The sequence below is a fragment of the Pseudomonas protegens CHA0 genome, assembly GCF_000397205.1.
GTDB lineage: Bacteria > Pseudomonadota > Gammaproteobacteria > Pseudomonadales > Pseudomonadaceae > Aquipseudomonas > Aquipseudomonas protegens.
Genome location: NC_021237.1, coordinates 5,904,794 through 5,924,821 on the forward strand (window position 1 = coordinate 5,904,794; position 20,028 = coordinate 5,924,821).

The window sequence follows — 20,028 nt, forward strand, 5'->3', positions numbered from 1 at the left end:
AGACAGCGGATCGCCTGCAGCCGGCTCCTGGATAATAGAAGACGGCATGCCGGCGATGCTTTTAAAGCGCTTTGACGTCGATGATTTCAACGTCGAAGGTCAAGGTCTTGCCGGCCAGCGGGTGGTTGAAATCGATGGTCACCTGCGCGTCATCGAAAGTTTTGACCACACCTGGCAACTCGGTGTTCGCCGCATCGTTGAAGATCACCAGCAAGCCTTCCGAAAGCTCCATGTCCTGGAACTGCGAACGCGGGATGACCTGCACGTTCTGCGGGTTGGGCTGGCCGAAGGCGTTTTCCGGTTCGATGGTCAGGTTGCGCTTGTCGCCGGCCTTGAAGCCGAACAGCGCCGCCTCGAACCCTGGCAGCAGGTTGCCATCGCCGACCTTGAAGGTCGCCGGGGCCTTGTCGAACGTGCTGTCTACGGTGTCGCCGTTCTCCAGGCGCAATGCGAAATGCAAAGTGACTTCCGTGTTCTGACCGATGCGTTGCTCAGTCAATACCTGTTCAGTCATGAACGGCTTCTCCGGTTTTCTTGCTCTTGAACATATCCAGGGCCAGCATCACCGCGCCAACGGTAATGGCACTGTCGGCGAAGTTGAATGCCGGGAAGTACCAGCGGTTCTGCCAGTGCACCAGGATGAAATCGATCACATGGCCCAGTGCGATGCGGTCGTACAGGTTACCCAGGGCCCCGCCCAGCACCAGCGCCAGAGCGATGGCCAGCCAGGTTTCATTGCGCCCCAGACGCTTGAGCCAGACCACCAGCACCGCACTGACCGCAATCGCGATCAGGGCGAACAGCCAGCGCTGCCAGCCGGAGCCGTCAGCGAGGAAGCTGAAGGCGGCGCCGGTGTTGTAGGCCAGGGTCCAACTGAAGTAATCCGGGATCACCACAATCTGCTGGTACATGCTCAGCGAACTTTCGAAGTGCAGCTTGCTGACCTGGTCGATGACCAGGACCAGCACGCTCAACCACAGCCAGCCCAGACGGCCGAAACGGCCTGCGGCGTTAGGCATAGTGACGGACCTCGCCTGCTCCGCTGATGTTGTCTACACAACGACCGCAGATTTCCGGGTGCTCAGGGTGCACACCGACGTCTTCACGGCAGTGCCAGCAACGGGCGCACTTGGGGAAGGCCGACTTGACGACTTTGAGCTTGAGGCCCGGTACTTCGGTGGCCACGGCGTCCGCTGGTGCCTGGGCAAACGGGGCCAGGCTGGCGGTCGAGGTGATCAGCACGAAACGCAGTTCGTTGCTCAGCTTGGCCAGGTCAGCGGCCAGGCCATCCTCGGCAAACAGGGTGACTTCGGCTTGCAGGTTGCCACCGACGGCCTTGGCCGCGCGCTGAACTTCCAGCTCCTTGTTCACCGCAACCTTGACGGCCATCACGCCTTCCCAGTACTCGCGGCCCAGTTCGAAGTCCGCGGGCAATTCGGTCAGGCCTTCGTACCAGGTGTTGAGCATCACGGATTCGTTACGCTCGCCCGGCAGGTATTCCCACAGCTCATCGGCGGTGAAGGCCAGGATCGGTGCGATCCAGCGCACCAGCGCTTCGGAGATGTGGTACAGCGCGGTCTGCGCCGAGCGGCGCGCCTTGCTGTTGGCGCCGGTGGTGTACTGGCGGTCCTTGATGATGTCGAGGTAGAAGCCGCCCAACTCCTGCACGCAGAAGTTGTGCACCTTGGAGTAGACGTTCCAGAAGCGGTATTCGCCGTAGTGCAGCTCCAGCTCGCGCTGCAGCAACAAGGTACGGTCCACGGCCCAACGGTCCAGGGCCAGCATGTCTTCGGCCGGCAGCAGGTCGGTGGCCGGGTTGAAGCCGCTCAGGTTGGAAAGCAGGAAACGCGCAGTGTTGCGGATCCGCCGGTAGGCGTCGGCGCTGCGCTGCAGGATCTGATCGGAAACCGCCATCTCGCCGGAGTAGTCGGTGGCCGAGACCCACAGGCGCATGATGTCGGCACCCAGGGTGTCGTTGACCTTCTGTGGCGCGATCACGTTGCCCAGGGACTTGGACATCTTGCGGCCGTTCTCGTCCACGGTGAAGCCGTGGGTCAACAGTTCGCGGTACGGCGCGTGGTTGTCGATGGCGCAACCGGTGAGCAGGGACGAGTGGAACCAGCCACGGTGCTGGTCGGAGCCCTCCAGGTACAGGTCGGCCCGCGGACCGCTTTCGTGGCCCATGGGGTGCGAACCGCGCAGCACGTGCCAGTGAGTGGTCCCGGAGTCGAACCAGACGTCCAGGGTGTCGCTGATCTTGTCGTACTGGGCGGCTTCGTCGCCCAGCAGCTCAGCGGCGTCCATCTTGAACCAGGCCTCGATGCCTTCCTGCTCGACGCGCTGGGCCACTTCTTCCATCAGCTCGACAGTGCGTGGGTGCAGGTCGCCGCTTTCCTTGTTCAGGAAGAACGGGATCGGCACACCCCAGTTGCGCTGGCGGGAGATGCACCAGTCCGGGCGGTTGGCGATCATCGAGTGCAGGCGTGCCTGGCCCCAGGCCGGTACGAACTGGGTGTCTTCGATGGCTTGCAGGGCGCGTTGGCGCAGGGTGTCGCCGGCTTCCGGCTGCTTGTCCATGCCAACGAACCACTGCGCGGTGGCGCGATAGATCAGCGGGGTCTTGTGGCGCCAGCAGTGCATGTAGCTGTGGCTGATGGTTTCGGTGTGCAGCAGCGCACCGACTTCGCTCAGCTTGTCGACAATGGCCGGGTTGGCCTTCCAGATGAACTGGCCGCCGAAGAACTCCAGCGATGTCGCGTAGACACCGTTGCTCTGCACCGGGTTGAGGATGTCGTCGTTGACCATGCCATAACGCTTGCAGGTCACGAAGTCGTCTTCACCATAGGCCGGGGCCGAGTGAACCACGCCAGTGCCGGCACCCAGCTCCACGTATTCGGCCAGATACACCGGCGACAGACGATCGTAGAACGGATGACGGAAATTGATCAGTTCCAGGGCCGAACCTGGAGCCGTGGCAATCACCGAGCCTTCCAGGTTGTAGCGGGCCAGGCAGGATTCCACCAGCTCTTCGGCCAGCACCAGCAGGCGTTCGCCGGTGTCGACCAGGGCATAGTTGAACTCAGGGTGTACGTTCAGCGCCTGGTTGGCCGGGATGGTCCAGGGGGTGGTGGTCCAGATCACGATGGCAGCAGGCTTGGCCAGCTTGGCCAGGCCGAAGGCGCCGGCCAGCTTGGCTTCGTCGGCGACCGGGAAGGCCACGTCGATGGTCGCGGACTTCTTGTCCTGATACTCGACTTCTGCTTCAGCCAGGGCCGAGCCGCAGTCGAAGCACCAGTTCACCGGCTTCAGGCCCTTGAACACGAAGCCGCCCTTGACCATTTCCGCCAGGGCACGGATCTCGCCGGCCTCGTTGGCGAAGTTCATGGTCTTGTAGGGATTGGCCCAGTCGCCCAGCACACCCAGGCGGATGAACTCGGCCTTCTGCCCTTCGATCTGCTCGGAAGCGTAGGCGCGGCACAGCTCGCGGGTCTGGTCCGAGGACAGGTTCTTGCCGTGGGTCACCTCGACCTTGTGCTCGATCGGCAGACCGTGGCAGTCCCAGCCAGGAACGTAAGGCGCGTCGAAACCCGCCAGGGTTTTCGAGCGGATGATCATGTCCTTGAGAATCTTGTTGACCGCATGACCGATGTGAATCGAGCCGTTGGCATAGGGAGGACCGTCGTGCAGTACGAACTTGGGACGATCCTTGCCAATCTCGCGCAACTTTCCGTACAGGCCAATGCTGTCCCAACGCTGCAGAATCTGTGGTTCGCGCTGAGGCAGGCCGGCCTTCATTGGGAAGGCGGTGTCCGGAAGGTTTAACGTGGCTTTATAGTCGGTCATTTAAGGCTCTTCATTAGCGATTGGCGCTATGGATACGTGCCACTTGGGCACGGGCGGCGGCAACATCCGCATTGATCGCCGTCTTCAACGCCTCCAGGGAGGCGAAACGCTGCTCTTCACGCAGCTTGTGGTGGAAAACCACCGTCAAACGCCGGTCATACAGATCGCCGGCAAAATCTAAAAGATGTACTTCCAGGTGGGCCTTGCCATCACCTGCAACCGTGGGCCGCACGCCGATATTGGCGACGCCGGGCCAGGTCCTGCCATCGAGCTCGACGCTCACCAGGTACACCCCGGAAAGCGGCACGCGACGGCGCTTCAACTGCACATTGGCAGTGGGCGTACCCAACTGGCGCGCCAGTTTCTGGCCGTGCAACACCCGCCCGGCAATGCGGTACGGGCGACCCAGCAGGCGCTCGGCCAGATCGAAATCGGCGGCGGCCAGGGCATTGCGAACCTGGGTACTACTCACCCGCAGGCCGTCGAGCTCGACGGTCTGCGCCGCCTCCACGGTAAAGCCGTGGGTGGCTCCGGCCTGCTGCAAGAAGTCAAAATCACCGACCCGGTCGCAACCGAAGCGGAAGTCATCACCCACTTCCAGGTGCTGTACACCCAGGCCATCCACCAGGATTCGCTCGACGAACTCGCTGGCGCTGAGTTTGCTCAGGCGCTGGTTGAAGGCCAGGCACAGCACCCGGTCGACACCGGCGTCAGCCAGCAACTGCAGCTTGTCCCGCAGGCGGGCCAGACGCGCCGGAGCCGTCTCGGGGGCAAAGAATTCCCGCGGCTGGGGCTCGAAAATCACCACGCAGCTGGGCACGCCCAACTCGAGCGCACGTTCGCGCAGCCGGCCCAGGATAGCCTGGTGACCACGGTGAACACCGTCAAAGTTGCCAATAGTGGCGACGCAGCCCCGATGCTGGGGGCGCAGATTGTGGAGGCCTCGAACCAGCTGCATAACGCGCTTCTTGCTCATAAAGTGGTCGATTATAACCACACCCGGCGGCCGACGACAGGCAGCACCGCACCCAATGTGGTTGATCCGACAAAACCGATGCCTGCCCTGCCCTGGCGACTAAACAGCCGTCAGTTCAAGGCCTTGCGATTGAAGTCGCGCAAACGGAAGCCCAGCAGCGCCAGCATGCCGAAATATGCCACCACCCCAGCCACCACCAGCACGCCCAGGCGCAGGAACCGCTGGAGCATGTGGCCTTGATCCCAGGCCGGCATGAAATGCATCAGGCCCAGCAATACCGCGGACATGACCGCGACCGCCAACAGCAACTTCAAGGTGAACCGCCCCCACCCTGGCAGCGGCTGGAACATCTGCTGCTTGCGCAACTGGTAGAACAGCAGTCCGGCGTTGATACAGGCCCCGGCGCTGATGGCCAGGGCCAGGCCCGCGTGTTTCAGGGGGCCGATAAAGGCCAGGTTCAGCAGTTGGGTGACGATCAGCGTAAAGATGGCGATTTTCACCGGTGTACGAATGTTCTGCTGCGCATAGAAGCCCGGCGCCAGCACCTTGATCACGATGATCCCCAGCAAACCCACGGCATAAGCCACCAGCGCACGCTGGGTCATGGACGCATCGAAGGCACTGAACTCACCGTATTGGAACAGTGACACAGTCAGCGGCTCAGCGAGGATACCCAGGGCCAGGGAGCACGGCAGCACCAGGATGAAACACAGGCGCAGGCCCCAATCGAGAATCCGCGAATACTCGTGGCGGTCCTTGCTGGCGTAGGTCTTGGCCAGGGTCGGCAGAAGAATGGTGCCCAGCGCCACCCCCAGCACACCGGACGGCAGCTCCATCAGGCGGTCGGCGTAATACATCCACGACACCGAACCGGCTACCAGGAAAGAGGCGAAGATGGTGTTGATGATCAACGAGATCTGGCTCACCGAAACCCCGAGAATCGCCGGCAGCATCTGCTTCATCACCCGCCAGACCCCGGTATCCCGCAGGTTCAGGCGTGGCAGCACCAGCATGCCGATCTTCTTCAGGTGCGGCAGCTGATACAGCAACTGCGCCAGGCCACCAGCCAGCACCGCCCAGCCCAGAGCCATCACTGGCGGATCGAAGTACGGCGTGAGAAACACCGCAAAAATGATCATGCTGACGTTGAGCAGGGTCGGCACGAAGGCCGGCACCGAGAAACGATTCCAGGTATTGAGGATTGCCCCGGCCAGAGACGACAGCGAGATCAGCAATATATAAGGAAAGGTCACCCGCAACAGGTCAGAGGTCAGGGCGAACTTTTCCGGAGAGTCGACGAACCCCGGTGCCGTGGCCCAGATCACCCAGGGCGCGGCGATGATGCCCAAAGCCGTCACCAGCGCCAGGACCAGGGTCAGCAGACCCGAGACATAGGCAATGAAGGTACGGGTCGCCTCTTCCCCCTGCTGGCTCTTGTATTCCGCCAGGATCGGCACGAACGCCTGGGAGAACGCTCCTTCGGCAAAGATGCGCCGCAGCAGGTTGGGCAGCTTGAAGGCAATGAAGAAGGCATCGGTGGCCATCCCGGCACCGAAAGTGCGCGCGATGATGGTGTCACGCACAAACCCCAGTATCCGGGAAAGCATCGTGATAGAGCTGACGGCGGCCAACGACTTGAGCAGGTTCATGAAAAGGTTTTGCGCCTTGTAGATAAACAGCAGGCGAAAAGACACCCACTTATGCGATACTCCGCGCCGCAACAGCACAGAGCCAAAGCTCGCGAGTTTACAGGTCAAGCGCCGGAAATAAATATCCCGCCTCTTCAGATCGACCACTCAGCGGAACGCATCACCCGCCCTTGACAAGACTTCAACTCATCGGCATGATTCGCGGCCTATTTTGTTTGCTATTTCCCAAAAAGTCTTTCGAGGAGCTCGACGGTGGCCAACTCACCTTCCGCCAAAAAACGTGCAAAACAGGCTGAGAAGCGTCGCAGCCACAACGCCAGCCTGCGTTCCATGGTTCGTACCTACATCAAGAATGTAGTTAAAGCCATCGACGCAAAAGACGCTGAAAAAGCGCAAGCTGCTTATGTTCTGGCTGTGCCAGTTATCGACCGCATGGCCGATAAAGGCATCATCCACAAGAACAAGGCTGCTCGCCATAAAGGTCGTCTGAATGGCCACATCAAGGCTCTGAACCTTGCTGCTGCAGCCTAAGCGACACGCTTGTTAAAAAACCGACCCAAGGGTCGGTTTTTTATTGCCCGCGATTTACCCACCCGGCAAACCAGCCCCGCCTTCAACAGAGGGCCAGCATGCCAGGAGAAACTCCGTTACGGGTGCGGCCAGGGCAGGATCGGGATAGCCGTCACCGCATTCTGCGGACTGCCCTCGATCAGGCGATCGCTGTAGACCAGGTACACCAGGGTATTGCGCTTCTTATCCAGGAAACGCACCACCTGCATGGTCTTGAATACCAGCGAGGTGCGCTCCTTGAATACCTCGTCGCCATCCTTGAGCTCACCCTTGAACGCAATAGGCCCCACCTGACGACAGGCAATGGAGGCTTCCGCACGATCTTCCGCCAGGCCCAGGCCACCCTTGAGCCCACCCGTCTTGGCTCGCGACAGATAGCACGTCACCCCATCGACCTTGGGATCATCGAACGCCTCGACCACGATCCGGTCATTCGGCCCGACAAACTTGAACACCGTGGACACCTGGCCAATCTCCTCGGCCGAAGCCATGAACGGCATCGCCAAGAGCAAGCCCAACAATCCTTTTGCTACGCGCATACGCTTTTCCTTACGCCACTTACACCAGAATCAGGTTATCGCGGTGTACCAGTTCAGGCTCCGCCATATACCCCAGGACACCGACAATAGCGTCGGACGGCTGACCAATGATCTTCTGCGCCTCAAGCGCACTGTAGTTGGCCAGGCCACGAGCAATTTCACGACCATCCGGCGCTACGCACACCACCATCTCACCACGCCGGAAACCACCCTGGACCTGCTTGACCCCCACCGGCAACAGGCTCTTGTTACCCTGGGACAGAGCCGACACCGCCCCCTCATCCAGCACCAGGGTGCCGCGGGTCTGCAGATGCCCGGCCAGCCACTGCTTGCGCGCCGCCAGCATGCCGCGCTCCGGCGACAGCAAGGTGCCGATGCGCTCGCCAGCCTTGAGGCGGTCCAGCACGCGATCCAGACGCCCACCAACGATGATTGTATGCGCCCCGGAACGCGCAGCCAGCCGCGCCGCACGCAACTTGGTCTGCATGCCGCCACGCCCCAGCGCACCGCCCGTACCACCGGCCACCGCATCCAGCGCCGGGTCGTCGGCCCGCGCCTCATAGATCAGCTGGGCATCAGGATTGTTACGCGGGTCGGCATCGAACATGCCGTCACGGTCGGTAAGAATCACCAGCAGATCAGCCTCAACCAGGTTGGCCACCAGCGCCGCCAGAGTATCGTTGTCGCCAAAGCGGATCTCGTCGGTCACCACGGTGTCGTTCTCGTTGATCACCGGGATCACCTTGAGCTCCACCAGGGCACGCAAGGTACTGCGAGCATTGAGGTAGCGCTTGCGATCGGAGAGGTCGTCATGGGTCAGGAGAATCTGTGCAGTATGCCGGCCATGCTCGGCAAAGCTCGACTCCCAGGCCTGCACCAGCCCCATCTGGCCGATGGCCGCAGCGGCCTGCAACTCATGCATCGCACTCGGTCGTGCGGTCCAGCCCAGGCGGCTCATGCCGGCCGCTACAGCACCGGAGGAAACCAGTACCAGCTCGACGCCGGCCTCATGCAAGGCCACCATCTGCTCCACCCACACACCCATTGCCGTGCGATCCAGCCCCTTGCCGTCCGCCGTCAGCAGCGCACTGCCGATCTTAACGACCCAGCGCTGCGCACCTGTCACCTTGCTCCGCATCTTATTCAACCTTTGCCAGCGAGCGACGCGACCGAGCGCCACTCATGGGGTTATTCGTATTTGTATCCTGCAGACACCAAAACGCCGCTCAAATGAGCGGCGCCTTGGAAGCTGGCTTGGCAGCGATGATAACACCGCACCCTGCCAGATAAACCGTCTTCGCGGGGCAAGCCCGCTCCTGCCGAATCAGTCGCGGACGTAAATGATTTCCGGACCATCTTCATCGTCAACGTCTTCTTCGTCCCAGTCATCGTCACCGATGTCATGGACGCTCTTCACGCCACTGCGGCGCAGAGCACGCTGATCGTCGAGGGCTTGCAACTGGGCACGCGCCTCGTCTTCGATGCGCTGATCCAGCTCAGCCAGCTCGTCGGCATAGGCAGGGTCGGCTGCCAGGCGATCGGCACGATCCTCCAGGTAACGCATGATGTCGCGGCTCAAGCGCTCGGTACCATCCTTGGAGATGGCCGAGATCACGTATACCGGCCCCGTCCACTCCAGGCGATCAACGATTTCCTTGACCCGCTCCTCGCGCTCTTCCTCGAGGATCTGATCGGACTTGTTCAGCACCAGCCAGCGCTCGCGCTCGGCCAGGGACGGGCTGAACTTCATCAACTCATTGACAATCACCTCTGCCGCATCCGCCGGGCTGCTTTCATCCAGCGGCGCCATGTCCACCAGGTGCAGCAGGATGCGCGTACGCGCCAGGTGCTTGAGGAAGCGAATCCCCAGGCCGGCACCATCGGAAGCACCCTCGATCAGACCCGGAATATCGGCGATCACGAAGCTCTTCCAGCGATCGACGCTGACCACACCCAGGTTCGGCACCAGGGTGGTGAACGGGTAATCGGCCACCTTCGGCTTGGCCGCGGACACCGAGCGGATAAAGGTACTTTTGCCCGCATTCGGCAAGCCCAGCAGACCCACGTCCGCCAACACCTTCAGCTCCAGCTTGAGATCACGCTGCTCACCCGGCTTGCCCGGAGTGGTCTGGCGCGGCGCACGGTTGGTACTGGACTTGAAACGGGTGTTGCCCAAACCGTGCCAGCCGCCCTGCACCACCATCAACCGCTGGCCAGCCTTGGTCAGGTCGCCAATGACTTCCTGAGTGCCCGCATCAATGATCGTGGTACCGACCGGAACCCGCAGCTCCAGATCCTCACCCTTCTTGCCGGTACAGTCGGTACTGCCGCCGTTGGAGCCGCGCTCGGCATCGAAGTGCCGGGTGTAGCGGTAGTCCACCAGGGTATTGAGGTTTTCGTCGGCGACCATGTAGATCGAGCCGCCATCACCACCATCACCACCGTTGGGACCACCGTTTTCGATGAACTTTTCCCGACGGAAACTCATGCAACCATTGCCGCCGTCGCCAGCCTTTACTCGAATCGATACTTCATCAACAAACTTCATGTTCAAACGCCTCTCGCCACACGGGCGAGCTGAAAAGCACTAAGACATAAGACTCTTGCAAAAATGAGCGCAGCGACCTCAATCAACGACCGAAACATCCAACGCTGGCAGCTCGTACAAACAGTTTTGCAAGAGACTCATCCCACAAACGAAAAAGCCCCGTCGCGAGACAGGGCTTTTCCAGCGATCGCGCAATTAAGCTGCGACGACGCTCACGTAACGACGACCGAAGGCGCCTTTTACTTCAAACTTGATCACGCCTTCGATTTTCGCGAACAGGGTGTGATCTTTACCCATGCCAACGCCGTAGCCAGCGTGGAATTGGGTGCCGCGCTGACGCACGATGATGTTGCCGGCCTTGATGACCTGGCCGCCATACATCTTCACGCCAAGGCGTTTGGCTTCTGAGTCGCGACCGTTACGGGTACTACCACCAGCTTTTTTGTGTGCCATGAGTTCAATTCTCCTAGTGAGGAATTAGGCTGAAATTAAGCCTGAATACCGGTGATTTTGATCTCGGTGAACCACTGGCGGTGGCCCATACGCTTCATGTGGTGCTTACGGCGACGGAACTTGATGATGCGGACTTTATCGTGACGACCTTGGGAGATCACTTCAGCCTTGACGGTTGCGCCAGCAACAACAGGTGCGCCGATGTTCACGTCGTCGCCGTTGGCGACCAACAGAACGCGGTCAAAAGTCACGGATTCGCCAGTAGCGACTTCCAGTTTTTCGATCTTCAGGTATTCACCTTCAGCGACCTTGTATTGCTTACCGCCGGTAACGATTACTGCGTACATGGTATTTCTCCGATAATCCTGCTCACCCAGCTCTTTATAAGAAGAGGTATTGGCTGGCATGGCTGCATGGGGCTGGAACGGCCCAAGTGCAATTGCGTAAGGCAGGTGCTGCCCAGGAAGTTCAGGGTGCGCGATTGTACGCAAGGCTCAATGGCCTTGCAAGTGCCGTTCAGGCCACGCCGGACAACGCTGCCAGCCCTGGCGCCGGGGACCTAACCCCCTGAAACCTGGGTTTAATGGCAGCACGCGACTATACCCCAGTGTTTTACCCTGACAAATTACAGCCCGTCGGGGCTTTAGCCTTGCGGGACCGCGCCTTGACACCCGCGGACGTGGGTCCTAGCATGCCGCGCAACCCTTCTGGAGCACCTGTCGCTGATGCAACCCCAAGCTTTCTACCGCGCGGTGGCGGACGATTTTAGCGCCGTCGACGGCATCATCAAGAAACAGCTGACCTCCCGAGTTCCGCTGGTTTCCAAAATCGGCGATTACATCACCTCGGCCGGAGGCAAGCGCCTGCGTCCTTTATTGGTGCTGCTGTGCGGCAAGGCCCTGGGCCGCGAAGGCGACGACCTGCGCCTGCTGGCCGCCACCATCGAATTCCTGCACACCGCCACTCTGCTGCATGACGACGTGGTCGACATGTCCGGCATGCGCCGTGGCCGCTCAACCGCCAACGCCATGTGGGGCAACGCTCCCAGCGTACTGGTGGGCGACTTCCTGTACTCGCGCTCGTTCGAAATGATGGTCGAGCTCGGCTCGATGCCGGTCATGCGCATCCTGTCCCAGGCCACCCGGATCATCGCTGAAGGCGAAGTCCTGCAGCTCTCCAAGGTGCGTGACGCCAGCACCACCGAAGAAACCTACATGGAAGTCATCCGCGGCAAGACCGCGATGCTCTTCGAAGCCTCGACCCACAGCGCCGCCGCACTGGCCGGCGCCACCGAGGAACAGGCCGAAGCCCTGCGCACCTTTGGCGACCATCTGGGCGTGGCCTTCCAACTGGTGGACGACCTGCTGGACTACCGCGGCGATGCCGAGACCCTGGGCAAGAACGTCGGTGACGATCTGGCAGAAGGCAAGCCGACGCTGCCGCTGATCTACACCATGCGCGAAGGCACACCGGAGCAGGCAGCCCTGGTTCGCCAGGCGATCCAGAAAGGCGGCATCGAAGATCTGGAAAGCATCCGTGCCGCCGTCGAGGCCTCGGGTTCCCTGGACTACACCGCACAACTGGCCCGCGATTACGTCGCGCGCGCCATCACTTGCCTGGAAGCCCTGCCACCGAGCGAGTACCGCGATGCCCTGGTGGAACTGAGCGAATTCGCCGTCGCCCGCACCCACTAAACAGCCCGGCTCCTGCTCATCACAGGAGCCGGCTCGTTGCTCTGCCCCCCCCTTCATCCCCTCTCGCCCACAAAACCCTATACAATGTGCGCTTTTTAGCCATCCTGACTTTGAGGAGCTTAAGTGAGCACTTTGCCACCCTGCCCAAAATGCAATTCCGAATACACCTACGAGGACGGCACCCAGCTGATCTGCCCTGAGTGCGCCCACGAGTGGTCCGCCAGCGGTGAAGCCGAAGCCGTATCCGATGAAGCCGTGAAGAAAGATTCGGTGGGCAACGTGCTGCAAGACGGCGACACCATTACCGTGATCAAGGACCTCAAGGTCAAGGGCACCTCGCTGGTGGTCAAGGTCGGCACCAAGGTCAAGAACATCCGCCTGTGCGATGGCGACCATGACATCGACTGCAAGATCGACGGAATCGGCCCGATGAAACTCAAGTCCGAGTTCGTCCGCAAGGTCTGAATCCAGCCCCTCTCGCGCCCGCCGCGAGAGGGTTCCCCCCCTGCGTCCCTCCCCGCTCGGTCAACCCGCAACCTTGCTAGCAAAAAGCCAGTCGATTTGATCGAAAACAATTTCTGCACAGAAAAAAGCAGAAACCGCCAATAGGCACTTGCTATTCATTGAATAAGAATTATTCTCATTGAACCCCATTCAAGGAGATGACGACCATGACTTATTTGATTGATGCCTGGCTGGACCGCCCACACCCTTACCTGCGAATCCTGCATCGGGAAACCGGGGAAGTCTGTGCGGTACTGGAAGAGGAAGCCCTGAACGAGCTGCAGGACCAGGGAGATCTGGACCTGAACGGCCTGAGCTCCAGCGAACCGCTGGTACTCAAGGAATTGGTGCGCAACCTGTTTTTGTTCTGCTACGCCAGAGCCTTGCGGCCGACCGGCACCGATGGTCAAAGCCTGAGCGCAAAAATCCGTCTATGAAACCAAAGCCGATCAAGGGGCAAGCTTGCCGGCGATGAGCAGACCGCGAGTGCGCAGACTTCATCGCCAGCAAGCTGGCTCCTACAGGGGTTACAGAACGTCCAGCAGCTCGACGTCGAACACCAGAACGCTGTGCGGCGGGATGCTGCCCACGCCTTGTGCGCCGTAAGCCAGTTCGCTCGGCACGTACAGACGCCATTTGCTACCGGCGTTCATCAGTTGCAGCGCTTCGGTCCAGCCAGCGATCACGCCGCCAACCGGGAATTCGGCAGGCTGGCCGCGCTCGTAGGAGCTGTCGAACACAGTGCCGTCGATCAGGGTGCCGTGGTAGTGAGTGCGAACGCTGTCTTCACGGGATGGCTTGGCGCCTTCGCCCTGGGTCAGCACTTCGAACTGCAGGCCGGAAGCCAGGGTGGTGATGCCTTCACGCTTGGCGTTTTCCGCCAGGAATGCCAGACCGGCACCGGCAGCCGCTTCGGCCTTGGCAGCGGCTTCAGCCTGCATGATTTCGCGGATGACCTTGAAGCTGGCAGACATTTCTTCCTGACCCACACGGCTTGGCTTACCGGCGAAAGCGTCGGTCAGACCGGCCAGGATTGCATCCAGGCTCACGCCCGGTGGCGGGTTGTCACGCAGTTGGTCGCCCAGCTGACGGCCGATGCCGTAGCTGACGCGGGTTTCGTCGGTGGACAGATTTACTTCGGACATGACACTGCTCCGCTGTGCGGACGGCTCGGGAAAGGCCGTGGAAACACAGCACCTTCCGGAGCGCCCGGAACCAAAAGGGCGAGCAGACTAGCACAGAAGTCCGGCGACAATCAGCGCAACCCCGGCGCTACCAGCCGGAGTGCAGGGTGATCGGCACCTTGAGGCTTTCCTCGGCGCTGGCAGACAACCCGCACATCTCGTCATGCACCGAGGTGTGGATCAGGTTGAACGGCAGCTTGGGAAACGACTGCAGCACTTCACGGGCATGCTCCACCGAACGCAGATGAAACATCTGCCCATGGGCATCGCTCAACGGGTATGCAGCCCCGTGCATGCGCGCCTCAAGCAGGTAGATTCCGCCTTCCAGCGAAATCAGGTTCAACTCATCGACTTTTCCGGCAATGGCGTAGGCATTCATTTCCTGCAGGTTCATGAGCGCACCTCGTGCAATTGAAAGCCATGACCCCTACAGGCATATGCCCCGCCCGGAAAAAGCACAAGCCACAAACAACGCCGCCCGTCCGTTTCGCAACGGCCGGGCGGCAGGTGTCCGGTGGGCAGGGGGCGGTCAGTGCTTGGTCAGCTTGTCCAGGTACCCCATGGCAAATGCCGAGATCACGAAGGTCATGTGGATCACCACGTACCACAGCAGGTACTCGGTGGGGGTGTTCTTGGCGTCCATGAACACCCGCAGCAGGTGGATCGAGGAGATCGCGACGATGGACGCCGCCACTTTCATCTTCAACGACGAAGAATCCATCTTGCCCAGCCAGCTGAGCTTTTCCTTGTCCTCATCGATGTCCAGTTGCGACACGAAATTTTCGTAGCCGGAAATCATCACCATCACCAGCAGGCCACCCACCAGCGCCATGTCGATCAGCGACAGCAGCACCAGGATCAGGTCGGACTCGGCCATGGAGAACACATTGGGAATAACGTGGAAGACTTCCTGGAAAAACTTCAATGCCAGTGCCAGCAGGCCCAGGGACAATCCGAAGTAGATCGGCGCCAGCAGCCAGCGTGAGGCATACATTGCATTTTCGATAAAACGTTCCATTGAATCTCGTACCCGGTGTAAAAACGGCGGCGAGTATATCAGCGCGCCAAAAGCCCATAAACCACAGACAATCCCCTGACCCACGGGTTTTTCCGAACGTTTTTTCTGCTAGTGTCGAAGCCATTGCCACCGCCCATCGACACTGGACAGGAAGACTGGAAAATGGATTTGCGATTGCCTTTGGCCAGCTTCGGCCTCGGTCTGGCGCTGCTGATCAGCGGCGGCTGTTCACCCAGCGACGAAAAGAAGCAGGCCAGCCTCGAAGAGAGGACCGCACAGTTTGAAAAATCCCTGGACGCCATCCAGGACCCCAAGCTCAAAGACGCCATCGCCGACCTCGGCGGCTCACTGCTGCTGCTGGAGCGTGCGCAGATCAAGCTCGACAGCAAGCCGATCGAAACCGAATACGGTGACGACAGCCTGGCCCTGCTCAAGCACTACCCCACGGCCCAGGCGCTGGTGGACACCTACATCAATGGCCTATTCGTGCTGCGCAAGCCCTCCAGCTCGGACTACCTGACCGACCTGCAGCCGGTGCTCCCCTTCAGCTTCAACATGCCCGCGCAGTTCCCCTTTCCCCATGGCCTGGAGTGGCAGTCCGTCACCCTGAGCAACAAGAAGGTCATCCCCTTTCAGCCCGAATGGTCGGAAACCGACCCGGGGATTCAACTCAGCCCGTCCAGTTCCAACCTGACCAACCCGGATGACCTGACCGTGACCTATCCCTTCATCGAGGGCCTGGAAGTGGACAACAAGAACCAGCCGCAGCCGGTCTCGCTGCAGGGCAAGCTGGAAGTGATAGCTCCCGGCCGCACCCTGACCTTCGAACTGACCCGGGCCGACATCGGCAAGCCACGCCAGGACGGCAACATCAGCCTGACCTTGCTGGCGCTGGAAAAGAATGTCGCCGAAATCGAACTGAGCAATAACGCCGCCCTGCCTGAGGAAGCCGACGACGCCTCCCTCAACCCCTTGCTGGCGCAGGCTCGGGACAGCAGCGGGCAAATCCTCTCTCGGTCGGGCTCGATCAATGAGAGCGCCCAGCAGGTCGCCTTTTACCGCCAGCAACTGGCCGAGATGCAGAAGCAGAAGAGCTGGAGCGAGGCCTTCGAGAAGCAACTGGAGGATGAGCAGAAAGCCTTTGACCAACAGCACACCCAGCATTACGCCAAGGTGTATTTCAACGGCCAGATCGACAAGCTGGAGGTCGCCGTACTCGACTTCGCTCAGGCCAGCGTGACCCGCAAGAACCTCGACCTGCCGGTACACCACTTCGATCGGCTCACCACCGACAAGAACATCCAGCCACTGCCGATGCCGGTGGTGGTCTATGACGATCAGGCCGCCAGCTACCTCAAGGGCGCGGAGCTTGATGAGGACTCATTGAAAAAGTCCGTGACCATCAGCCAATCGGTGGAAGATGCCAGTGCAGCACGCATTGAGTTCAGCCATCCGCGGACCTTCAACGACGAACTGCTGGGCTCGGAGTTCAATGCCGGCGACACCCCGCTGACCTTCTTCACTCAGGACGACAAGGGCCAGCGTGGCGAACCGATCGAACTGCCGGACGAGGCCTTTGAAATCGACCCCATGCGTGGCGTCATCACCTATGACCTGAACCTGTTCCCGGAAACCCCGGCCTATGCCGTCGGCTCTATCCCGCTGTTTCTCGCCAACATCGAGAAAAAGACCATCAGTGCCCAGCAACTGCCCAAGGGCCTGGAGCTCCAGGGCAATGCCCTGATAGTCGATCAGAAGCTCTTTCCCGCGGATGCCTGGCGCTTCTATGCCAAGGACGACAGTGGCCAGTACCTGAAGGAGATCCTTGCCGTCAGCCACGGAGCCTCGAACAACGGGCCCGCGCTGTTCGACGTGCATTACTTCTACGGCCAGCCCAGCCAACTGGAAAGCTACGAGCGCAGCGAACTCAATGCCGTCGAATACGGCTTCGAGGTCAAACTCGACAAAGCCGAGCCGACACCACCCTAGCCATCAATGTTCGGGATGGAACTGGAAATCCCCGGCGTGACGCCCCCGCTCACCGTTGATCTGCCGCAGTTGGGCCTGCAGATGCAGGCACCATATCTGCGGATCGTCGGCCAGTTGGTAACCGTGGGTGGTCAGGCTTTCAACGATCGAATCGAGGATCGATTCGGCCACAACAGGTCCGCAGAACGGCCCCTGGGACTTGATCGCCGAGGGTTGTTCACCGGCCATTCCGGCGGCGAAGAGAAGGGTCCACATACCGTTGTCCCCCGCCAAAGGGCGAACAATGCATTCGATACGGGTAACCAGGCCAAGGCATTGGCGAGTAAGGCAAAGGTTGCGCGACATGGCGGCGACCCTCGGTAGATCCACTATTCAGCCTTCAACGCAAGGCTGTTTCGATCCAGCGACGACTGTCGTTCTCCTTGCCCTGAGAATAGAAGAAAAGCCTGATAAACAAAGTTGACCGATCCAACAGGCGCCGAATGGTCTATTTTGAAAAATTGGCGTCAGCGGCCTGGCGCCGATGGCGAGGGAATACTCCCCTCGCCATCGAACAGCATCACGCCGGCTTGGTATCGGCCAACGCCTCCTGGGCCTGTTCCTTCTCGGCCTCCTTCAGGTCGTCTTCGCTGATCATCTCGGCAATCACCCGCAGCCGCTCCACCACACGCGCATTGACGCTGCCCTCGGGGAACTGCCCTTCGGCATCCGGCTCGCCAGCCGGCTCGCCCACCAGGAGGCTCAGGGCCTCATCGGCCTGGCGCACCGCATACACATGGAACTGCCCGGCTCGCACCGCCTGCAAGACCTTCTCGTCGAGCATCAGTGTGGCGACGTTGGCCTGGGGAATGATCGCCCCCTGCTCCCCGGTCAGGCCACGGGCCTCGCACAGACGGAAGAAGCCCTCGATCTTCTCGTTGACCCCGCCGACCGCCTGCACCTCACCAAACTGGTTGATCGAGCCGGTAATGGCGAAGCACTGCTTGAGCGGGGTTTTGGAGAGCGCCGAAATCAGCGTGCAGGCCTCGCCCAGCGAAGCACTGTCACCGTCCACATAGCCATAGGACTGCTCCAGGGCGATGCTCGCGGAAATCGCCAGGGGGAACTCCTGGGCGTAACGGCTGCCCAGGTAACCCGTGAGGATCATCACCCCCTTGGAGTGGATCGGCTGGCCGAGATTGACCTCGCGCTCGATGTCGACGATACCGCTGCCGCCGGGGTAGACCGTGGCCGAGATCCGCGCCGGCACGCCAAAGGCCGAGTCCCCGACCTCCAGCACCGTCAGGCCGTTGCACTTGCCTACCGCGGCACCATCGGTGTCGATGAGGATGATGCCCGCCAGCATGTCGTCGAGAATCCGCGCCGACACCCGCCCGGTACGCGTGGCCTTGGCCTTCAGCGCGCGCTCGATATGCCCGGCGTCGGTCATTTCATCCGAAGCCAGGTGCCGGATGAAATCGGCTTCGCTGACCAGTTGGAACAGATCACCGATACGCGCCGACAAGCGTCCCTGATGCTCCGCCAGGCGCGCACTGTAGGTGGCCAGCCGCGCCACGGCGTCGGCGGTCAGTGGCGCCATGCCCTCTTCCGAGGTGCGGGTTTTCAGCAACTGGGCGAACTGCTCCAGGCTTTCGTCCACCATCGGAATGTCTTCGTCGAAATCCACCAGTACCCGGAACATCTCCTGGAAGTCCGGATCCAGGTCCTGCAGCGTGTAATACAACTGGCGGGCGCCAATGATGATAACCTTGACCTGCAGCGGAATCACCTGCGGCGTCAGGGTCACAGTGGCCAGGCGGCCCATCTCGCCCAGTGGCGACTCCATCTTCAGCTTGCGCGATTGCAGGGCACGCTTGAGCGCGTCCCAGACAAAGGGCTCGCTGAGCATCTTCTCGGCTTCCAGAATCAGGAAACCGCCATTGGCCCGGTGCAAGGCGCCAGGGCGCAACTGCCGGTAGGTGGTGTAGAGCGCCCCCTGGTCGGTGCTGTACTCGATACGCCCGAACAGGTTGTCGTAGGTCGGATGGGGCTCGAATACCACCGGGGCGCCACCGCTGGCCGGGTGACCGACCACCAGGCTCGGGCAGTACTGTTCTTCCAGCAGCTTGCGCGCCACGGCGTCGGTCTTGCTGTCGTCCACCAGTTGTTCGACCACGGTCTTCAACAGATAGACCTGCATGGCCTGCAGGTAACCGCAGACCGCGGCGTTTTCCGCGTACTTCTCGGACAGCGGCGCGAGCAAGGGCTGCAGGGCCAGGGTGATGGTTTCTTCATTGAGCTGGCGCAACTGGTTGCTCGACTCGCGCTTCCATTGCGGCAGGCTCGCCAGTTCTTCGTTGAGGCGCTCCTCCAGGGCGGAAATGTCCTCGTGGAAGCGTTCGCGATCGGCCTCGGGCAACTGGGCGAACTCAGCCTCGTCCAGGGCCTTGCCTTCGAACATCGGGGTAAAGGCGATGTTGCTGCTGTCGCGGTACAGCGCCACGTCCTTTTCCAGGGCCAGGCGCTCGATCACATCCAGGGCGCGGTCATAGCGCTGGTTGAAGGCGCGATCGATGGCGCTCTTCTTCTGCTGGTACGAAGGGTGCTCGAAGACCGCCGGAAAGGTGGCCAGCAGGTTATCGATCAGGCCGTTGATGTCGCTGATGAAACTGCCCGCGGCCCCCGCTGGCAGCTCCAGTGCCCGGGGTTCCCGGGGCTCGTCGAAGTTGTTGACGTAGACCCAGTCCGACGGGGTCTGCAGGCGCTTGCCTTCGGCCTTCAGATAGCGTTTGACGAAAGAGAAGCGGCCGGTGCCCGGCTCGCCCATGACAAAGACGTTGTAGCCGGGGCGCGGCATGGCCACGCCAAACTGCAAGGCTTCGACCGCACGTTCCTGGCCTAGCACACCGCGGAAGGGCTCCAGATCATTGGTGGTGGAGAAGCTGAACTGTTCAGCAGAGAAAGGACGGGTCAGCGCTTCAGGCGCAAGACGCAGGCTGGCAGCAACAGGATCAGGCATCGGGCTTCCTTACATCAGGCGGGGCAGATGGCGGCATTCTGGCGCCGGGTATGCCCGGCTGGC

The 20,028-nt window shown here is 60.9% G+C and carries 20 protein-coding genes; 5 read left to right on the forward strand and 15 right to left on the reverse strand.

Annotated elements, in window-relative coordinates; translation table 11 throughout:
* Nucleotides 1-61: 61 nt before the first annotated feature.
* The 5 genes from fkpB to murJ form a co-directional block, all read right to left on the reverse strand.
* The gene (gene fkpB / locus PFLCHA0_RS26385; RefSeq protein ID WP_011063547.1) at nucleotides 62-514 is read right to left on the reverse strand and encodes an FKBP-type peptidyl-prolyl cis-trans isomerase; all 453 of its coding nucleotides are present in this window, start codon (nucleotides 512-514) and stop codon (nucleotides 62-64) included.
* Complete coding sequence (lspA, locus tag PFLCHA0_RS26390; RefSeq protein WP_011063548.1) at nucleotides 507-1,019, reverse strand: signal peptidase II; 513 nt, start codon at nucleotides 1,017-1,019, stop codon at nucleotides 507-509. Before lspA ends, fkpB begins: the two co-directional genes overlap by 8 nt.
* Nucleotides 1,012-3,843, reverse strand: a complete 2,832-nt coding sequence (gene ileS, locus PFLCHA0_RS26395) for an isoleucine--tRNA ligase (RefSeq protein ID WP_015637091.1) — start codon at nucleotides 3,841-3,843, stop codon at nucleotides 1,012-1,014. Before ileS ends, lspA begins: the two co-directional genes overlap by 8 nt.
* A 13-nt stretch (nucleotides 3,844-3,856) precedes the next feature.
* Nucleotides 3,857-4,801 (reverse strand): bifunctional riboflavin kinase/FAD synthetase, encoded by a 945-nt coding sequence (ribF, locus tag PFLCHA0_RS26400; protein ID WP_011063550.1) that lies wholly within the window; start codon nucleotides 4,799-4,801, stop codon nucleotides 3,857-3,859.
* A gap of 128 nt (nucleotides 4,802-4,929) precedes the next feature.
* A complete protein-coding gene (murJ, locus tag PFLCHA0_RS26405) occupies nucleotides 4,930-6,468 on the reverse strand; it encodes a murein biosynthesis integral membrane protein MurJ (protein WP_011063551.1) in 1,539 nt (512 codons plus the stop codon).
* A gap of 252 nt (nucleotides 6,469-6,720) precedes the next feature.
* Between murJ and rpsT the strand changes: the two genes are divergently transcribed.
* Nucleotides 6,721-6,999, forward strand: coding sequence for a 30S ribosomal protein S20 (gene rpsT, locus PFLCHA0_RS26410; RefSeq protein ID WP_007924739.1), 279 nt, complete (start codon nucleotides 6,721-6,723; stop codon nucleotides 6,997-6,999).
* A 116-nt stretch (nucleotides 7,000-7,115) separates the two neighbouring features.
* Here the strand turns inward: rpsT and PFLCHA0_RS26415 are convergent, their stop codons facing one another.
* From PFLCHA0_RS26415 to rplU, 5 genes are all read right to left on the reverse strand, one after another.
* Nucleotides 7,116-7,577, reverse strand: a complete 462-nt coding sequence (locus tag PFLCHA0_RS26415) for a CreA family protein (protein WP_011063552.1) — start codon at nucleotides 7,575-7,577, stop codon at nucleotides 7,116-7,118.
* 19 nt (nucleotides 7,578-7,596) lie between these two features.
* On the reverse strand, nucleotides 7,597-8,715 hold the full coding sequence (gene proB / locus PFLCHA0_RS26420) for a glutamate 5-kinase (RefSeq protein WP_011063553.1): 1,119 nt from the start codon (nucleotides 8,713-8,715) through the stop codon (nucleotides 7,597-7,599).
* Nucleotides 8,716-8,901: 186 nt separating this feature from the next.
* The gene (cgtA, locus tag PFLCHA0_RS26425; protein WP_011063554.1) at nucleotides 8,902-10,125 is read right to left on the reverse strand and encodes an Obg family GTPase CgtA; all 1,224 of its coding nucleotides are present in this window, start codon (nucleotides 10,123-10,125) and stop codon (nucleotides 8,902-8,904) included.
* Nucleotides 10,126-10,320: 195 nt separating this feature from the next.
* Nucleotides 10,321-10,578 (reverse strand): 50S ribosomal protein L27, encoded by a 258-nt coding sequence (gene rpmA, locus PFLCHA0_RS26430; protein WP_003228360.1) that lies wholly within the window; start codon nucleotides 10,576-10,578, stop codon nucleotides 10,321-10,323.
* A 35-nt stretch (nucleotides 10,579-10,613) separates the two neighbouring features.
* Complete coding sequence (gene rplU / locus PFLCHA0_RS26435; RefSeq protein ID WP_003228361.1) at nucleotides 10,614-10,925, reverse strand: 50S ribosomal protein L21; 312 nt, start codon at nucleotides 10,923-10,925, stop codon at nucleotides 10,614-10,616.
* Between the two features lie 378 nt (nucleotides 10,926-11,303).
* On the opposite strand from rplU, the gene PFLCHA0_RS26440 reads away from it, so the two are divergent.
* The 3 genes from PFLCHA0_RS26440 to PFLCHA0_RS26450 all read left to right on the forward strand — a co-directional run bounded on the left by PFLCHA0_RS26440 (nucleotide 11,304) and on the right by PFLCHA0_RS26450 (nucleotide 13,213).
* Entirely contained in the window at nucleotides 11,304-12,272 is a 969-nt protein-coding gene (locus tag PFLCHA0_RS26440; RefSeq protein ID WP_011063556.1) for a polyprenyl synthetase family protein, read from the forward strand.
* Between the two features lie 123 nt (nucleotides 12,273-12,395).
* Nucleotides 12,396-12,737: a zinc ribbon domain-containing protein YjdM gene (locus PFLCHA0_RS26445; protein WP_011063557.1), complete on the forward strand. Its 342-nt coding sequence runs from the start codon at nucleotides 12,396-12,398 to the stop codon at nucleotides 12,735-12,737.
* Nucleotides 12,738-12,943: 206 nt separating this feature from the next.
* Complete coding sequence (locus PFLCHA0_RS26450) at nucleotides 12,944-13,213, forward strand: PA4570 family protein (protein WP_015637094.1); 270 nt, start codon at nucleotides 12,944-12,946, stop codon at nucleotides 13,211-13,213.
* Nucleotides 13,214-13,303: 90 nt separating this feature from the next.
* On the opposite strand, the gene PFLCHA0_RS26455 is transcribed toward PFLCHA0_RS26450, so the two are convergent.
* The 3 genes from PFLCHA0_RS26455 to PFLCHA0_RS26465 form a co-directional block, all read right to left on the reverse strand.
* On the reverse strand, nucleotides 13,304-13,921 hold the full coding sequence (locus tag PFLCHA0_RS26455) for an FKBP-type peptidyl-prolyl cis-trans isomerase (protein ID WP_007924751.1): 618 nt from the start codon (nucleotides 13,919-13,921) through the stop codon (nucleotides 13,304-13,306).
* Between the two features lie 127 nt (nucleotides 13,922-14,048).
* Complete coding sequence (locus PFLCHA0_RS26460; RefSeq protein WP_011063559.1) at nucleotides 14,049-14,354, reverse strand: DUF6482 family protein; 306 nt, start codon at nucleotides 14,352-14,354, stop codon at nucleotides 14,049-14,051.
* A 135-nt stretch (nucleotides 14,355-14,489) separates the two neighbouring features.
* Nucleotides 14,490-14,978 (reverse strand): TIGR00645 family protein, encoded by a 489-nt coding sequence (locus tag PFLCHA0_RS26465; RefSeq protein WP_015637095.1) that lies wholly within the window; start codon nucleotides 14,976-14,978, stop codon nucleotides 14,490-14,492.
* Nucleotides 14,979-15,140: 162 nt separating this feature from the next.
* Here PFLCHA0_RS26465 and PFLCHA0_RS26470 point away from each other — a divergent pair, with 162 nt between their 5' ends.
* Nucleotides 15,141-16,967 (forward strand): hypothetical protein, encoded by a 1,827-nt coding sequence (locus tag PFLCHA0_RS26470; RefSeq protein ID WP_015637096.1) that lies wholly within the window; start codon nucleotides 15,141-15,143, stop codon nucleotides 16,965-16,967.
* A gap of 3 nt (nucleotides 16,968-16,970) precedes the next feature.
* Here PFLCHA0_RS26470 and PFLCHA0_RS26475 read toward each other — a convergent pair whose 3' ends face one another.
* Both PFLCHA0_RS26475 and PFLCHA0_RS26480 read right to left on the reverse strand, forming a co-directional pair.
* A complete protein-coding gene (locus PFLCHA0_RS26475; RefSeq protein WP_015637097.1) occupies nucleotides 16,971-17,312 on the reverse strand; it encodes a PA4575 family protein in 342 nt (113 codons plus the stop codon).
* Between the two features lie 214 nt (nucleotides 17,313-17,526).
* On the reverse strand, nucleotides 17,527-19,965 hold the full coding sequence (locus PFLCHA0_RS26480; RefSeq protein ID WP_015637098.1) for a Lon protease family protein: 2,439 nt from the start codon (nucleotides 19,963-19,965) through the stop codon (nucleotides 17,527-17,529).
* Nucleotides 19,966-20,028: the final 63 nt, after the last annotated feature.

What these genes read in the sequence shown, in the direction of transcription:
- fkpB (WP_011063547.1), bottom strand. Translation starts at nt 514, where the DNA reads ATGACTGAACAGGTATTGACTGAGCAACGCATCGGTCAGAACACGGAA.
- lspA (WP_011063548.1), bottom strand. Translation starts at nt 1,019, where the DNA reads ATGCCTAACGCCGCAGGCCGTTTCGGCCGTCTGGGCTGGCTGTGGTTG.
- ileS (WP_015637091.1), bottom strand. Translation starts at nt 3,843, where the DNA reads ATGACCGACTATAAAGCCACGTTAAACCTTCCGGACACCGCCTTCCCA.
- ribF (WP_011063550.1), bottom strand. Translation starts at nt 4,801, where the DNA reads ATGCAGCTGGTTCGAGGCCTCCACAATCTGCGCCCCCAGCATCGGGGC.
- murJ (WP_011063551.1), bottom strand. Translation starts at nt 6,468, where the DNA reads ATGAACCTGCTCAAGTCGTTGGCCGCCGTCAGCTCTATCACGATGCTT.
- PFLCHA0_RS26415 (WP_011063552.1), bottom strand. Translation starts at nt 7,577, where the DNA reads ATGCGCGTAGCAAAAGGATTGTTGGGCTTGCTCTTGGCGATGCCGTTC.
- proB (WP_011063553.1), bottom strand. Translation starts at nt 8,715, where the DNA reads ATGCGGAGCAAGGTGACAGGTGCGCAGCGCTGGGTCGTTAAGATCGGC.
- cgtA (WP_011063554.1), bottom strand. Translation starts at nt 10,125, where the DNA reads ATGAAGTTTGTTGATGAAGTATCGATTCGAGTAAAGGCTGGCGACGGC.
- rpmA (WP_003228360.1), bottom strand. Translation starts at nt 10,578, where the DNA reads ATGGCACACAAAAAAGCTGGTGGTAGTACCCGTAACGGTCGCGACTCA.
- rplU (WP_003228361.1), bottom strand. Translation starts at nt 10,925, where the DNA reads ATGTACGCAGTAATCGTTACCGGCGGTAAGCAATACAAGGTCGCTGAA.
- PFLCHA0_RS26440 (WP_011063556.1), top strand. Translation starts at nt 11,304, where the DNA reads ATGCAACCCCAAGCTTTCTACCGCGCGGTGGCGGACGATTTTAGCGCC.
- PFLCHA0_RS26450 (WP_015637094.1), top strand. Translation starts at nt 12,944, where the DNA reads ATGACTTATTTGATTGATGCCTGGCTGGACCGCCCACACCCTTACCTG.
- PFLCHA0_RS26455 (WP_007924751.1), bottom strand. Translation starts at nt 13,921, where the DNA reads ATGTCCGAAGTAAATCTGTCCACCGACGAAACCCGCGTCAGCTACGGC.
- PFLCHA0_RS26460 (WP_011063559.1), bottom strand. Translation starts at nt 14,354, where the DNA reads ATGAACCTGCAGGAAATGAATGCCTACGCCATTGCCGGAAAAGTCGAT.
- PFLCHA0_RS26465 (WP_015637095.1), bottom strand. Translation starts at nt 14,978, where the DNA reads ATGGAACGTTTTATCGAAAATGCAATGTATGCCTCACGCTGGCTGCTG.
- PFLCHA0_RS26470 (WP_015637096.1), top strand. Translation starts at nt 15,141, where the DNA reads ATGGATTTGCGATTGCCTTTGGCCAGCTTCGGCCTCGGTCTGGCGCTG.
- PFLCHA0_RS26475 (WP_015637097.1), bottom strand. Translation starts at nt 17,312, where the DNA reads ATGTCGCGCAACCTTTGCCTTACTCGCCAATGCCTTGGCCTGGTTACC.
- PFLCHA0_RS26480 (WP_015637098.1), bottom strand. Translation starts at nt 19,965, where the DNA reads ATGCCTGATCCTGTTGCTGCCAGCCTGCGTCTTGCGCCTGAAGCGCTG.